The sequence below is a fragment of the Bacillus sp. FJAT-50079 genome, assembly GCF_018343515.1.
Classification (GTDB): domain Bacteria; phylum Bacillota; class Bacilli; order Bacillales; family Bacillaceae_C; genus Lederbergia.
The window spans coordinates 357807-372742 of the sequence record NZ_JAGYPD010000001.1 but is presented as its reverse complement, the minus strand read 5'-3'; the positions used below and the strand labels follow the sequence as shown (position 1 = coordinate 372742).

Annotated in this window: 15 protein-coding genes; 8 read left to right on the top strand and 7 right to left on the bottom strand. The window is 41.0% G+C overall.

The window, feature by feature from the left end; translation table 11 throughout:
* Positions 1-14: 14 nt before the first annotated feature.
* The 3 genes from KHA95_RS01740 (at position 15) to KHA95_RS01730 (ending at position 1322) form a co-directional block, all read left to right on the top strand.
* A complete protein-coding gene (locus tag KHA95_RS01740) occupies positions 15-299 on the top strand; it encodes a DNA-directed RNA polymerase subunit beta (RefSeq protein WP_213135742.1) in 285 nt (94 codons plus the stop codon).
* Between the two features lie 48 nt (positions 300-347).
* On the top strand, positions 348-770 hold the full coding sequence (fabZ, locus tag KHA95_RS01735) for a 3-hydroxyacyl-ACP dehydratase FabZ (protein ID WP_213135741.1): 423 nt from the start codon (positions 348-350) through the stop codon (positions 768-770).
* A 291-nt stretch (positions 771-1061) separates the two neighbouring features.
* On the top strand, positions 1062-1322 hold the full coding sequence (locus tag KHA95_RS01730) for a hypothetical protein (RefSeq protein ID WP_213135740.1): 261 nt from the start codon (positions 1062-1064) through the stop codon (positions 1320-1322).
* 28 nt (positions 1323-1350) lie between these two features.
* Here the strand turns inward: KHA95_RS01730 and KHA95_RS01725 are convergent, their stop codons facing one another.
* Positions 1351-1761 carry a YwpF-like family protein gene (locus tag KHA95_RS01725; protein WP_213135739.1) on the bottom strand — a complete coding sequence of 137 codons (411 nt, stop codon included), beginning with the start codon at positions 1759-1761 and terminating at the stop codon, positions 1351-1353.
* Between the two features lie 214 nt (positions 1762-1975).
* Between KHA95_RS01725 and ssb the strand changes: the two genes are divergently transcribed.
* Complete coding sequence (gene ssb, locus KHA95_RS01720) at positions 1976-2338, top strand: single-stranded DNA-binding protein (RefSeq protein WP_213135738.1); 363 nt, start codon at positions 1976-1978, stop codon at positions 2336-2338.
* A 295-nt stretch (positions 2339-2633) separates the two neighbouring features.
* Here ssb and KHA95_RS01715 read toward each other — a convergent pair whose 3' ends face one another.
* From KHA95_RS01715 to KHA95_RS01700, 4 genes are all read right to left on the bottom strand, one after another.
* Positions 2634-2957, bottom strand: coding sequence for a hypothetical protein (locus tag KHA95_RS01715; protein ID WP_213135737.1), 324 nt, complete (start codon positions 2955-2957; stop codon positions 2634-2636).
* Between the two features lie 15 nt (positions 2958-2972).
* Positions 2973-5765, bottom strand: a complete 2793-nt coding sequence (locus KHA95_RS01710; RefSeq protein ID WP_213135736.1) for a DEAD/DEAH box helicase — start codon at positions 5763-5765, stop codon at positions 2973-2975.
* Positions 5752-7338: an SWIM zinc finger family protein gene (locus KHA95_RS01705; RefSeq protein WP_213135735.1), complete on the bottom strand. Its 1587-nt coding sequence runs from the start codon at positions 7336-7338 to the stop codon at positions 5752-5754. The genes KHA95_RS01710 and KHA95_RS01705 overlap by 14 nt, the downstream gene beginning before the upstream one ends.
* A 571-nt stretch (positions 7339-7909) precedes the next feature.
* Positions 7910-8986, bottom strand: a complete 1077-nt coding sequence (locus KHA95_RS01700) for a C40 family peptidase (RefSeq protein ID WP_213135734.1) — start codon at positions 8984-8986, stop codon at positions 7910-7912.
* A gap of 214 nt (positions 8987-9200) precedes the next feature.
* Here KHA95_RS01700 and megL point away from each other — a divergent pair, with 214 nt between their 5' ends.
* The 3 genes from megL (at position 9201) to nagB (ending at position 12313) form a co-directional block, all read left to right on the top strand.
* Positions 9201-10379 (top strand): methionine gamma-lyase, encoded by a 1179-nt coding sequence (megL, locus tag KHA95_RS01695; RefSeq protein ID WP_213135733.1) that lies wholly within the window; start codon positions 9201-9203, stop codon positions 10377-10379.
* A 73-nt stretch (positions 10380-10452) separates the two neighbouring features.
* Entirely contained in the window at positions 10453-11604 is a 1152-nt protein-coding gene (gene nagA, locus KHA95_RS01690; RefSeq protein ID WP_213135732.1) for an N-acetylglucosamine-6-phosphate deacetylase, read from the top strand.
* Position 11605: 1 nt separating this feature from the next.
* A complete protein-coding gene (gene nagB / locus KHA95_RS01685; protein WP_213135731.1) occupies positions 11606-12313 on the top strand; it encodes a glucosamine-6-phosphate deaminase in 708 nt (235 codons plus the stop codon).
* Between the two features lie 325 nt (positions 12314-12638).
* On the opposite strand, the gene KHA95_RS01680 is transcribed toward nagB, so the two are convergent.
* Positions 12639-13043, bottom strand: a complete 405-nt coding sequence (locus KHA95_RS01680) for a helix-turn-helix domain-containing protein (protein WP_213135730.1) — start codon at positions 13041-13043, stop codon at positions 12639-12641.
* A gap of 181 nt (positions 13044-13224) precedes the next feature.
* On the opposite strand from KHA95_RS01680, the gene KHA95_RS01675 reads away from it, so the two are divergent.
* The gene (locus KHA95_RS01675; RefSeq protein WP_213135729.1) at positions 13225-13656 is read left to right on the top strand and encodes a hypothetical protein; all 432 of its coding nucleotides are present in this window, start codon (positions 13225-13227) and stop codon (positions 13654-13656) included.
* Between the two features lie 10 nt (positions 13657-13666).
* Here the strand turns inward: KHA95_RS01675 and KHA95_RS01670 are convergent, their stop codons facing one another.
* Entirely contained in the window at positions 13667-14926 is a 1260-nt protein-coding gene (locus tag KHA95_RS01670) for an efflux RND transporter periplasmic adaptor subunit (protein ID WP_213135728.1), read from the bottom strand.
* Positions 14927-14936 lie beyond the last annotated feature (10 nt).

The window sequence follows — 14936 nt, the reverse complement described above, 5'->3', positions numbered from 1 at the left end:
AAGGAGTATATCGTATGATGGCTAAACAGATCAGCCAAGAACAAGTTCAAACGAGAAAAGAAATGAAGAAAAAGAAGCGTGAGAAGACAAGTCGTGAATCCAAAGCCCAAACAACGAAAAGGATTCGAATTCGTTTAATCCCGATTTGGCTTCGTGTGCTCATCGTTGGAATTCTCATTGCATTAAGCCTTGCTACTGGATTAATGGTCGGTTATGGTGTGATTGGCGATGGTAATCCAACAGATGTTTTTCAAAAATCGACATGGACACATATTATTGATTTAGTGATCAAAAACTAACAAGGGGTCATTGTACTCCTTATATACATATTATGGAAGGGTGTTATAATGCTAGATATACAACAAATTAAAGAAATTATCCCGCATCGCTATCCATTTTTACTTGTTGATAAAATCATCGAAGTTGAAGACGGTCAAAGAGCGGTCGGACTTAAAAATGTAACTGCGAATGAAGAATTTTTCAACGGACATTTTCCCGATTATCCTGTCATGCCAGGTGTTTTGATTGTAGAAGCTTTGGCGCAGGTTGGCGCTGTTGCTATGCTAAAACAAGAAGAAAACCGTGGTCGTTTAGCTTTTTTTGCAGGCATTGATAATTGCCGCTTTAAACGGCAAGTGAAGCCAGGAGATCAATTGAAACTCGAAGTGGAAATCATTCGGGTGAAAGGACCGATCGGTAAAGGAAAAGCTGTTGCAACCGTTGATGGAGAGCTTGTTTGTGAAACAGAAATTACATTCGCACTTAAATGAGGTACTGGATAAAAAAGTCCAGTATCTTTTTTTGCCTTCCTTTGGGACAAACTACTACTAATTGCGCGAGTTCTCGATGTAATTGCGCCAAATTTCCAATTAATTGCGCGAGTTTCCGCCGGAATTGCGTGCCTTCCTTAATAATTGCATAACTTTCCAAAATGCCGATACAAATGTAAATCCAAATAGTTCTGTTCTTGAAGTATTTTTTTCAAATTATGGGAAAGCTAACAGCAGACCGAGCAAGGTCCAGAAAAAGGAACATGAAAAAATTTGAAAGGAGCTAACAAAATGAACGGAAAACTTACGAAATTAATTGGAGCCGGTGCTCTAGCGTCCTTATTACTTGTTGGATGTGCAACGAATAAACAGGAGCCGCCTCCGCCAGCACCAACAACGCCAGCACCACCTGCAACAGAGAACAATGAGGTAATTGAAAAAGATGTCGATGTAAATGATCATAAAATAGAAGAAAAAACAGAAGTAAATGATCAAAACGGCGTTACACATGAAGAAACCGATGTTGATATGAATAAAAACCGCAATAAATAACTTTAGCAGATCAAGAACCCGTCAAAGATTAGACGGGTTTTTTCATACGCTTTTTAAATTCAATCATAAGTGCTTCGCCAGTAAATCCTTCGCTAATAAGTCCCTCGAGGATGTGCTCGGAATATTCATTTCGTAATTTGCTAAGCTTACCATCAAATAGCACACTAATCCGTTCACCGACTGGACGAATCTTATGTATTTTTGCGGTAAATGGTGCAGGATCATTCGCTGCGTGAGTAATCACGACGCGAATTTCAAAAGGACGATCTTCTTCCCACTTTTTTTGAAACAAAGGTGCGAGGGACTGGTCAATAAACGCTTCGATGATCCAGTCTCCATGATCATTTTCTTTATTAATGATTAATCCATCCGTTAGAGGAATATTGATCGGCTTCATATCTTCAAACGTTTGTAAGGCAACAATTTTAAATGTTTTCAAATCCTCACTCCTCCCACTCTCCCTAAAGTATAACATTTTTAAAAAAGAGTTGAAATTTAATTTCTCGAGGGCAAAAACGTCAGAAATTGAAAAAATGTTATAAAAAATGACGAAACCGCTCGAAGTTTCCTTAGTGAAAACGTATTTTGTCGATTTTACGCTTAAAACAACTTCCTATATGATGGGCATACACCTTTGAAAAGGAGTTGAAAAGATGATTAACCAGGTGACATTGGTCGGCAGAATGACGAAAAATCCTGAATTACGTTACACGATGGAAGGGAAAGCGGTATTAAATATTACGCTTGCCTTAAATCGCCACTATCGAAATGCAAAGGGGGAGATTGAAGCTGATTTTGTATTATGCACATTGTGGAATAAAATAGCTGAAAATACAGCGAAATATTGTAACAAAGGCTCCATTGTCGGTGTCACGGGGAAAATTCAAACGCGGAATTACGAGGATCAGGCTGGAAAAAAAGTATATATTACGGAAGTGATTGCTGACTCTGTCAAATTTATGGGTGGCCGGCCTGTGGATGGAACCTCAATACCCGTAACAACTGAAAGGAGGTGAAGGTTCATCGGTGATTCGATTGAAATTTTAATTGGCGACCTCATTTTCAAGCTTGGCAAGGCGAATCAACAAATCTTCGCATTGAGCCAACGAATCACAAAGCTTGAAGAACAGCTGCAAAATCAGCCTAACCATTCAATTTCTCAAACATACAGAAAAAAAAGAATCGCGCAGTAAACAACATTCCTCACACACTGCGCGTCCAAATACCATCCTCGCTTCACCCACCCCATAGGAAAAAGAGGCTTGTTAAACAACATAGCCTCTCTTTTTTACTTATTCAAACTCACTTTATTTACTTGCGAACTTCGTTTAATTGGCCAATGAAGGTTTTGACGGCAGGTAAATCAAAATGGTAATCGGTCACACCTGTAAAAAAGGAAATGCCTTCTGCTACAAGCTCCCCCAAACGTTCCTCATCTGCCTGACAAAGTGACTCCCAGCGTAAATGGCTAGGGAGCCAGCTGTTCGGGTAAAGCAATGCATCCTCAAGCAAGCCATCGACTTCCTTTTCACAAATGCCTCTAACGAGAAAATCGATCCGTATTTCGGCTTGCTCTTGAATGAATCGTTCATTCCTTTCTTTCCATAACCGAAGGAAATCAAAAACTTGCTCCACTATTACCAGCTCCGATCATCCGAGTGCGATCAAATCGCGTAAGTCTTGATTGGAAAGCTCCGTTACCCACTGGTCACTGCGAATAATTTCCTCATTAAGTGCTTGTTTTTTCTCAAGCATTAAATCAATTTTTTCTTCAAGGGTTCCCGTTGTAATCAGCTTATGGACATGGACAAATCGCTCTTGACCGATGCGATATGCACGGTCTGTCGCCTGATTTTCAACAGCAGGATTCCACCAGCGATCATAATGAATGACATGGTTGGCAGCAGTCAAATTTAGCCCTGTTCCCCCTGCTTTTAAGGAAAGGAGGAAAAACGGGAATTCTCCTGCCTGAAACCTTTCTACGTATTCATCACGCTGTTTTTTGGGCATGCTTCCGTTTAAAAAAGGAACAGAAACATCGTAGCGATTTTGCAGAACGGTACGGATCATTTCCCCCATCCCAATATATTGGGTAAAAATAATGCACCCTTCGCGATTGTCCATAATCGTATCAGCAAGCTCAACTAATGTCGCCATTTTATTTGAACGCTGCTCAACTTCCGAAGGGATTTCCTCCTTTAAATAGAGAGAGGGATGATTGCACAGCTGCTTTAATTTATTCAGCATTTGTAAAATTAATCCTTTGCGTTCAAAAAATGATAATGTTTCAATCTTGCTGAATGTATCTTGGACGAGATCTTCATATAAAGCTGCTTGCTCTGCTGTTAAAGAACAATATTCTTTTTGCTCAAGCTTATCAGGCAAGTTCAATTCTACATCCGGATCTTTTTTCGTTCTTCTTAATAAGAAAGGTTTAATCATTTGTTGGAGCTCACGAATTTTTCTTTCATCGCCATCTTTTTCAATCGGGGCGACAAAGCGTTTCTGGAACTGTCCGAACGCACCTAAGTAGCCATGATTGATAAAATCAAAAATCGACCATAATTCAGCAAGCCGATTTTCCATCGGGGTTCCGGTTAAGGCAATATGATGGCCGCCTTTTAATTTTCGGATCGCCCGTGATTGTTTCGTCTCTGCATTTTTAATATTTTGTGCTTCATCAAGGGCGATCGTACTCCATTCGATCGAGGAAAATTCATCGAAATCAAGATGTGAGAGTCCATAGCTCGTTAAAACGACATCCACATCCTTCATTTCCGTACTGAATGCCTCGCCTTTCACTCTCGTTGCTCCGTAATGAAGGGCGACTTGTAAATCAGGGGCAAAACGCTCCAATTCCCGCTGCCAGTTTCCTAATACAGATGTTGGACAAATGATGAGAGCAGGTGCCTTGTCAAGCTTAGCGTGCTTTACATGAAGTAAATAGGCAATTAATTGGATTGTTTTTCCCAATCCCATATCATCGGCCAAACAAGCCCCAAATCCGTATTGGCGTAAAAACGTTAACCAGTTAAGTCCGAGCTGCTGATAAGGACGTAAATCACCAAGTAATTGCTTCGGCGCTTTGGTTGCTGGGATTTCCGTAATGCCACGGAGTTGACGCATCATCTTTTTCAGTGACTGGTTCAATTCAATTTTCACCTGGGCAAATGCACGTGGGTCAAAGAGCTCTTGATCATTTGGAATCGGCTCTTCATCCGCTTCAAGCGAAAAAAGATCTTGAACACGCAAGCCTTCTTTTTTCGCTTGCTTCATTAATGCTTGAATATGGGCAATCATTTTTGGATCAAGCTTCACCCAACGCCCTTGGATTTTAACGAGGCGACGTTGTTCGTTGACGAGCGTCTGAAATTCTTCTTCCGATAATTCGGCTCCGTTCATCGATAAACGCCAGTCGAAATCTAACATCGCATTTAATCCAACGAAAGATGGGCGATAATTCGTCCCTGTTTGCTTCACTCTTGCCTTCATCACTAAATTCGCTTCTCGCATTGCTTCCCACCAGGAAGGAAGCAGGATCTCTATACCGAGTGCAATTAGCTTGCTGCTTGCATCCGTTAAAAACTCCCATGCCGATGCTTCGTCGAGTTCAGTTGATAACCATGGAAAGAGACGCTGCCAACGCTCCTGCTCCAGTTCAATCATTGAGAAATACGAAGACCAGCGTTTAGGCAAACGATCGAGTGAATAGATTTTCTCTTGCTTTTTGCGATCACGTAAAATGGTTTCCAATGTCCAATGCTCATCATCATCGTCTGGTTCAGTTAAACGTAGACCAATGGTGAATGGAAGGGGAGAATCAACCGTTTCCGTCCATTCACTCCACCGAGTTTCATCAAAATATTGTTCAAGCTCTGCCGCTGTAAGAGGGCTCTCCTTTAGTTGTTCTAGCTTGGTTGCAAGTGTTTCGCCTTCCATGCCTTGTTGCAAATGTTTCAATACAGCATGATGATAAAATTGGGCAACAAATTCATTCATCGGTGTTTGGAAAAAGCTTTGCTCCCAAAATGGTGGCGGAAACTCATCCCATACCATTTGTGGAACTTTCCAATAAAAAGCATCTTCAGAGTCATCTGTAAACTGCGGGAGCCATTTCCCCTCTTGAATCGCTTCAAGCATGATCGGCGCAACAGCTAGAATCGCATCACCAGGCTCACACCAATGCCAATCGATAAGTGAACTAAAGCGTTCATGCCCAAGTAGCGTTAATAATGAATAACTATCGATTTCAATCCCATCATCACCATTCACCTGTTTTGTTTCGATAAAAGAACCGTAAAAGCTTTCCTCATGCCAAACAAACAGCTGTTGTTTCCAATGAGCTGGGGAAATCGGATGTGACTCATCATCAAGAACAGAGATGAAAAACGCACCATGTTCTAAAGGTGCGATATGGATATGGACCGATTTAAGATTCATCATGAATTAACTTTCCTTTCTTGCATTCTTCCTGAAAGGCTCGCAAACGTTTTGTTCTTCTACATAGTTCAGAAAAATATCGCTCCCAATGTGGAAGCATTTTTTCCTTTTTATAGAGTTTTTGCAACCTTTTTAAATAACGTACCGCACGTTTATATGAATCGCGGCTTCGATTATTAATAAGGGAAGTAATCGTTTCATGATAGAGCGGGTGTAATGCACCGGGATCATGCTTAGCAACGATACTAACCGTATGGGAATCAATGTATTCAAGCGTATTTTCCGTGTACAGTTGAAGTTCTGCCCATTTTCGATAATCTTGCTTATCGAGCAAGTAGGCAATGTATTGAAAGCGACTATGCGGCAGCAGCTGGATATAAGCTTTTTCCAGCAAGTTCGAGTCTAGTTTCAAAGCCGTTTCATTGTCTAACACTTGAAAAAGTGCGCGCGTAAATTGTGCTTGCTCATAATTACGAGTTAACGTTGATATATACGTCGTAATCATCGTAAGAAAAACAGGCAAAAATCGAGCGAGCCGCTTTGTTTGTCGTTCAGCTTGCAATAATTTCAACCAATTTAATGCATAGGGAGCAGCATCAAAGTCTAATTCCTTTATCTTTTCAATCGCCCAATCATCTTCTTCAAGTAAAATAGCGATATGAATCGCAGCTGTCATACAGTTTTCATATTCAGCTCCGAATGATTGGAGCTTTTTTAATTCAGCGCTGCGATCTCGTTTTGTTTTAAAAAGAATCGTCCATATATTCATATACATTTCCATAAATTCAAATGGAAACAGCGTGTCGATTAATAATAAGTTCGTGCTTTCATTACGTAAATAATGAAAATATTTATCAAATGCAAAAGGAGAAGCGATTGTCGTTAATTTTGCCAATGCTTCATCTGCCTCTTCAATCATATATTGCATAAATGAAATGAGGTGACGGCGTTTATTTGGTTCATCACATACTTCATTCATTATTTGTAAAGATTCATACGCAGCAAATAATTGGAATAGAGGTTTCCATTCGCGTTCGACTGGGGCGAACCCAAGCAGACGCATATAACGGTTCCGAGCCCATTCATCAAGCTGATAGTAATTTTTCGCAGAAACATTCTGATACGCATCCCGGATTCTTTGCAACCATTGCTCAGGGCTAGATGGCGATTCCTGTACCGATGGCTGGATCAAATCTGATCCACGCTTTAATGTGGAAAGGACATCTGTTACTTGCCAGCGATTTTTCCATTCCTGCATCCAAGCAAACGTGCTTTTCATTTTGTTGAATACTGTGAAAAACAAAGCAATTTTATGCTTGCAAATTCCCTCAATCGGGCATGAACAGTTTCCCTCCGCAATATTCTCAAAATAAAGCTCGACCACAACAGGACTCACATCACGTACTCTTGCTTCAACTTTTCCAGTGGAAAAGGTCACATTGTACACGAGCTGCTGGCGAAAAAGAATCATCCCTTTTTGCACAAGTTTCTGATGCGCATCCGTCCGTGGATCAAGAATGCTCTGGAGTTCTTCGCTATATAATTGGATATGCTGCTGCAATTGTTTGTTATACATGTAAAAAACCTCCAAAACATTATTATACCCTTTTTTCCGAATGATTGTCACTATAACGAAAAAATGATGATATTAGGCGAATGGTGAATGAAGTGAAAGGGGAAATGACGAAATAATTGGGGAACGCAAGAGGGGCTGTTTAAAAGGTAATATAAGGGTTGGTAAACATCGTATGCTCGATTGACCGTATTAAAGATTTTTTGCAGACAGGGGCTAATCGTGTGAGTTCCAATTTTCCATGTTGAGGAAGTTTTGCTGGTAAGGGTCACTCGGACGAGTTTCGAATTCCCATGTTGGGGGGATCTTTTGCGGGGAAGGGTCATTCGAATGGGTTTCGATTCCCCTAGCTGGGGACCTTTTGCTGGTAAGGGACAATCGATCGTGTTTCGATTGTCCTTATTGAAGACTTTCCGCAGGAGAAGGTCAATCGAATGAAGTTCGATTGACCATAATGACATAATTATGCTAACAAGGGGAAATGGATAACAACATGAGCATAAAAAGAAGGGACCATATAAAAGTTTGACTTTTACATAGTCCCATTCTTCAAATCTATTAATCAATCATTTGATTAATAGAATTTTTTATATCCATCAAATTTGCTCTTCCAATAGGAATTGCTTAAGCTTGCGATTTCAACGCCATCTGATCCGGCATGGATGAATTGGCCATCGCCGACATAAATGCCCATATGAGAAATTCCGCTTTTATATGTATTAGCAAAGAATACGAGATCGCCAATTTCTGGCTTATTTACATAGTAAGAGCGACTATAATATCCTTCTGAGCTTAAGCGGCTAACTTTTTGTCCAGCTGTATTGAAGACATAATAAATAAATCCGCTGCAATCAAAGCCTGATAGAGTTGAACCACCCCAAGCATATGGTGTCCCAACTGCATTTTTAGCAATTTGGATGACTGAAGCCACATCTTGTGAAATAACTGGTGCTTCTGGTTTGGCTGCTTCCGGTTTCGGTGCGGTTACTGTTGGCGCCGTAACATTCGTATTTCCGTTCACTTTTAATGTTTGTCCAATTAAAATTAAATCAGAAGAAAGATTGTTCCAGCTCTTTAAGTTTGCTACGGTCGTGCCATACTTTTGGGCAATTCGACTTAATGTATCACCAGCCACGACTTTGTATGTACTTGTCGCTTCGTTATTTTGAGTTGGAGCAGTCGGAGCAGCTGGCGCATTTGCAACGGGTGGATTCGGTGCTGCAGTCGCGTTACCCGCAGAAACTTTTAATACGAGACCTGGGTGAATCAAATCGGATTTCAATCCATTCCACTCATAAAGCTGTGCAACGGTCACCTTATGTTTAGATGCAATTTTACTTAGGTTATCGCCAGATACTACGGTATATGTATTTGCAGCTGGAGTTGCTGATTGCTGAGAATTTTGCACCGGTGCTGGATCCGGTTTATTTTCAGTAGTCGATTGATTAACAAATAAAACTTGTTTTGGATAAATTAAATCGCTAGAAAGATTGTTTAATGATTTTAACTGAGCAACGCTCGTTTGATACTTTGTCGCAATTTTCCATAGGGAATCTCCGCTTTGGACTTCGTGTGTAGAAGCAGACGCTACCCCCGCAAAAGACGTGGCAATAATGACGGCCGATGCTGCTCCAACCAATTTTTTACGCATAAAAAAATACCCCCCTAAAAATTCCGCTCTTTTTAGCAAATTTTATCATAAACAATCAAGCTTGCATGAAAAATTTACAAAATGTAACACGAGTTTAATAATTAACCCTTATTTTACCAATTATTTGCAGAAAACTGCGAAAGAGGGAATGCGCTTTCTTTCCGAAGAGAAATCACCTAAAATAAAGATAACAAAGAGAAGGGGAGTGCGCGTGATGGGCAAATCTAAAAAACGTTTTGAAACCGAAGTGATTCATTCAGGGTATGAATCGATGAATCATCTGGGAAGCCTTGTTCCACCACTCTATCAAACCGCAACATATACCTTTCCATCCGCAGAGGAAGGTGAGCGGCGATTTTCCGGAGAAGCGGACGGATATATTTATTCAAGGCTTGGAAATCCAACGGTTGCCGTATTAGAGGAGAGGATGGCAAAGCTTGAAGATGGGGAAGCTGCGATCGCCTTCGGCTCAGGGATGGCGGCGGTTAATGCAACGCTTGTTCATTTGACGGAAGCAGGGGATCATCTTCTATGCTCGGAAGGAATTTACGGCTGCACATTTGGCTTACTGCAGCTGTTGGAAAAGAAATATGGAATTACTCATAGCCTGATTCAAATGGATGATGAAGAAGCGATTAGAAAAGCCATCCGTAAAAATACGAGTGCCATTTATGTGGAGACGCCAATTAATCCAACGATGAAGCTTGTTGATCTGGAAATGATTGTAACGGTCGCACGCGAATTCAATCTACCTGTCGTTGTTGATAATACTTTTTGTTCCCCTTATTTACAGCGCCCCCTTGCATTAGGTTGTGATTATGTCATTCATAGTGCAACGAAATACATTAGCGGCCACGGCGATGTCATTGCGGGGATGGTCATTGGCCGCGAAAATGAGCTAAATGAAATGAGAATGACGACGTTAAAAGACATCGGTGGCATTATTTCTCCGTTTGATGCATGGTTGCTTCTGCGCGGATTAAAAACATTGGCAGTGAGGCTTGATCGCCATTGCGATAATGCAGAAAAAATCGCTGAGAAATTAAAAGGTCATTCAAATGTCAGCAAAATATATTATCCCGGTGATCCAGGCTTTCCTCAATATGAGTTAGCAAGTCGACAAATGAAGCGGCCAGGTGGGATGATTAGTTTTGAAGTGAAAGGAACGAAAGAAACGGCGCAACAGCTATTAAATCGCTGCCGGTTTGTAAAAATAGCCGTAAGTTTAGGCGATTGTGAAACGCTTATACAGCATCCGGCGACAATGACCCACGCGGTTGTCCCGGAGGAAGAGCGGCAGAAAATGGGCATAACTGATACATTGATTCGTTTATCAATTGGTTTAGAAGCATGGGAAGATATTTGGGAGGATTTAGAACAGGCACTTGGTTGAAAAATATTTGTCATGAGCGGAACAGACAATTATAATAAAAAGGGAAATTCCTTAAGTTGGAAGAGGTGGCGCTTTGCAAAATAAAGTACTGATTCACGCGACAATTTATACAGGAGAGTCGGAAGAACCAATCCAAGATGGGTTTATCCGTTTTTCCGAACAGATTTCTGAAATTGGTGAAATGAAGAATTACAAAGCAGAAGCGAATGAAAAGATAATCGATGCAAAGGGGCAGATCGTAATTCCCGGAATGATCGATGTTCACATTCATGGGGGCTTCAGTGTTGACGCTATGGATGCCGATCCAGAGAAGCTCCTTTTCTTAAGTGAAAATCTATTAAGCGAAGGTGTTACTTCCTTTTTTGCGACAACGATGACACAGGAGCATCGGAAAATTGAGTCGGCACTTGCCGCTGCAAAAGTGGCAAAGGAGAGAGGGGCATCGATTGAGGGCGTGCATTTGGAAGGGCCGTTTATTTCAGAAAAGCGCGCAGGTGCACAGCCGCATGAGTACATTGTTGACCCGGATATCGATCAGTTTTTAAATTGGTATGAAGCTTCAGGCGAAATGATTAAGCTTGTTACATACGCGCCGGAGCGTCCCGGAGCAGAAGAGTTTGAACAAATCATGCTTGAACGTGGGATCGTTCCATCCGTCGGCCATTCGGATGCTGTGAGGGAAGAGCTTTTACGAAGTAAAGCATCGCATGCAACCCATTTATACAATGGCATGCGCGGACTTCATCATCGAGAAGCCGGTGTAGCTGGACATGTATTATTAACGGATGGCATTCAAGTAGAAATCATTGCAGATGGGATCCACATTGTACCGGATATGATTGATTTGGCCTATCGTTTAAAAGGAGCGCAAGGAATTACGCTCATTTCAGACGCAATGCGTGCAAAGGGCATGCCAGATGGGGAGTATGAACTTGGTGGGCAAAAGGTGTGGATGAAAGACAATCAAGCACGTCTTGAAAACGGCTCGCTCGCTGGCAGTGTGCTGAAAATGGATGAGGCATTCCGCAATATGATTGACTTTACAGGCTGCTCAATTAGTGAAGCCGTACAAATGACATCCGGCAACCAAGCGCGGGAATTCGGCCTTACTCATAAGGGGGCACTTGCTCCTGGAAAAGATGCCGATTTTGTTATTATGAATAAAAAATTAGAAGTAGAAGGAACATATCGACTAGGTGTCGATCATGTGAAAGGGGAGAAATAAAATGAAAGTAATCGTAGTGAAAAATAAGGAAGAAGCTGCGGAAAAGGCATTTGAAATCATACAAGTAGGTCTAGAAAACGGGAATATTAAAACACTAGGTCTTGCAACAGGAAGTACACCAGAAAAATTATACGAAAAAATGCGAGAAGAACGTTTATCTGCTCCAGAAGTAACGACGGTCAACTTAGATGAATATGTTGGACTTGAAGCTAGCGATCCACAAAGCTACGATTACTTCATGAAGAAACACCTTTTCAATGAAGTAAAGTTCAAGCAATCTTACTTACCGAACGGAATGGCAGAGGATTTGGATGCAGAATGTGAACGATACGAAGCGATTCTAACGAAACATCCGGTAGATTTACAAGTGTTAGGAATCGGCGTGAACGGTCATATTGGCTTCAATGAGCCTGGTACATCTTTTGATTCAACTACGTCTATTGTAAAACTAGCTGAATCGACGATTGAATCGAATAAAAGGTTCTTTGAAAAAGCCGAGGATGTACCGACACATGCCGTTTCAATGGGAATCGCGACGATCATGAAAGCGAAAGAAATCATTTTAATGGCATTTGGTGAAGAGAAAGCCGATGCGATGAAACAAATGATCGAGGGGCCTATTACAGAAGACTGCCCGGCATCTGTTTTACAAAACCATGCAAATACAACAATCATTATTGACGAAGCTGCTGCAAGTAAGCTCGCTTAATCAAAAACAACGCCTAGTCGAGATCGGTTAGGCGTTGTTTTTATTTGGTTAAAACGAAAAGGAAATCAATCCACGAAATATTCTTCTATGGATCTTCCGCGATAAAAACATTCCACTTACTATATTTAAGGACGATAAGAGATAGTGAACCTAAGCGAATGTTGTCGTTTAAAAAGCAGTTTGGAGATGTCCTTTAATCTGAATCGGCAAAAGCCTGCCACTTCTGCACGTGGAAGGATACATGCCATAATGTCTCCAGCGAATATTACAGTTTTTTGAGTGAGCTCGAATGAATCATCCCTCAATACTCTTCTACTTCCAAAACTTATTTATTTTGTATAAACTTTTTCAAGTGAGGGAGCAATTCTGCGAGATTTTCTTGCGTTTTTTCATCCGAATATGTAAGTGAAGAAAGAAATTTAAATAAGGACTCATGCCGGTTCAACATATCGATAATTCGTTGCATTTCCGTGTTATGCGAATGCTCGCGCAGCATCATCGGGGTATAATCCTCTCCATAGTCCGAGCCTAAGAGCATGTTCAGAAAGTAATCGGGTGGAATGGAATATGCCTTTTGAAAATGCGGCAACGCCTCTGTCGGAATTTGCCGTTTCCCGGATTCATATTGGGAAAGCGCGGGTTGGGTAATATGTAGTCGTTGACTTGCCTCTTCCTGACTTAAATGTAATACGTCACTACGGTACTCTCGAAGCTTCTTATAAAATGACATTGTACTTCCCTCGCACTCTTTTTCGTATAAGATAGCGGCAAATATCGAGGAAAGCTGTTAATTATAACATATTGTTATTACTAGTTCCATTAAAGTTAAAACGGGCTGGATTATTCATAAACAAACATTTACAAATTTAGGTATATTTAACTATAATAGCTTCATAGTTAGGAGGGGGAAAATGAGTGTTTCTATCGAAATAGAAAGAATAATGTCGTATGGTCGCTTAGGTAGTAAAGAATACTCCCTAATTTGTCACGGTATTTTACAAAAGGATCGGACGATTGCTCTACATCCTATTTTTAATTTTCATGACGCATTGAGGAAAAACCTTCCCTTTAGCCGTCTAACATCCGAAGTTTTATCAGCTCCATTGAGTGAAACGATGGAAATTATTATAAAGGTCAGATTTATGAATGTTACGTGGAGGCAATGCGTACGGGTAGATTTAATAAACTGGGAGTTTGTTGTTATTCCATATTCGGAAAACTCGTTACCCTTGCCAATCGAAATAATTATGATGCTGCTTGCATCATTTGCCATTAAAAAAGGAAGACGATCAAAGAATCTCGTCCTCCTTACATTAGAGAGTGGACAAACATCCTTTCCTTAATGATGTCTGTTCATCGCTGCAAGACGCCAATAAGGATGTAAGATGCAATTTTTTTAGGGTTTGTTTTTTTCCAAGAGTGCTTTGAAAATTCCTCTAACTTAAAAGGGGTAATAAAGGGAGCACCATCATCCATCTTATATGGATCACGCACGTAAAATTCGCCTGGCTCAGCACCAGCTTGCACCTCTTGCTGATTTCCGACCTCTAAGCCAGGAGTAATTTCTCGCTTGGCAACCTGCCCCTCTTGCAATACAAATAGAAATGCATCCTCACCATTTTTGAAAAGACTTTTGCGCTTAACGATCGGGACGTCAATCGCTTCATCCGTAATAATATTCGTATCAACATGGTAGCCAATGTATAGATCCTCTTCATGATCATCCAGCTCGGCGTAAAAACGATACTCGCTTGCTACGTCAACGGCCGGGGCAGCGATCGGTAGGTCATCCCGTTTGCTAATGACACCCGTAATCTGTTCAGTAAATAAATCTGAAGTGACATCAACGCGCATGCCTGTCTCAACATTTTTCATCTGTGACTCCGTTAATCTACCTTCTACGGCTGTTTGCTCCGAAGCAATCGTTATAAGAGGATTGCTTAACTCATGAGAGATCGTCTCGACGATTCCTTCATATGGGCTTAATATCGCTAAACCGCTCTGACCGTCTTCAATCACCTGTCGCTGTTCTGAATAGGAAGCAATTTCTAGCTCGACTCGATCCTTTTCAAGTTCCATTTCAGCACTCCGTTGCTCTAGTGAAAGGGTAAGCTCCCTCATCGATACAGTATCAAGCTGGTCCAAATAATCTTGTGCAAATGATTCGAGCTCTGTTTCGGCAAATGAGTTGCCCGTGTTTAACGTCGGTAAAGAATATTGTAATTCCTCGAGCTCTTCAATAAACTCTTCAATTCTTTGTACCTCATCTTCTAACCGGATGATTTCGGTATCAAGTAATACAAGCTGCTTATCCAGCTGTCCACCTGCATACTCAAATAAAGGAGTGCCTACTTCAACAAATGTGCCTTGCTCTACTAAAAAATGACTGAATTCCATATTCTTATCAATAAAAACAGCATTGGTTTCTGTCGAGACGATCACTCCCTCCGCAGCTAAAGACTCCACGACATCCCCATGAACGATGCGCTCCCATTTCGTAATATAATTAAGCCGATCAGCTTTACTATCTTTCTTTTCCAGTAAAAAGATATTGAGTGCGACCAAACTTATGATCATTACCCATCCAAGTCGTCGCATCCATTTTTTCGTCAAGAACATCCAC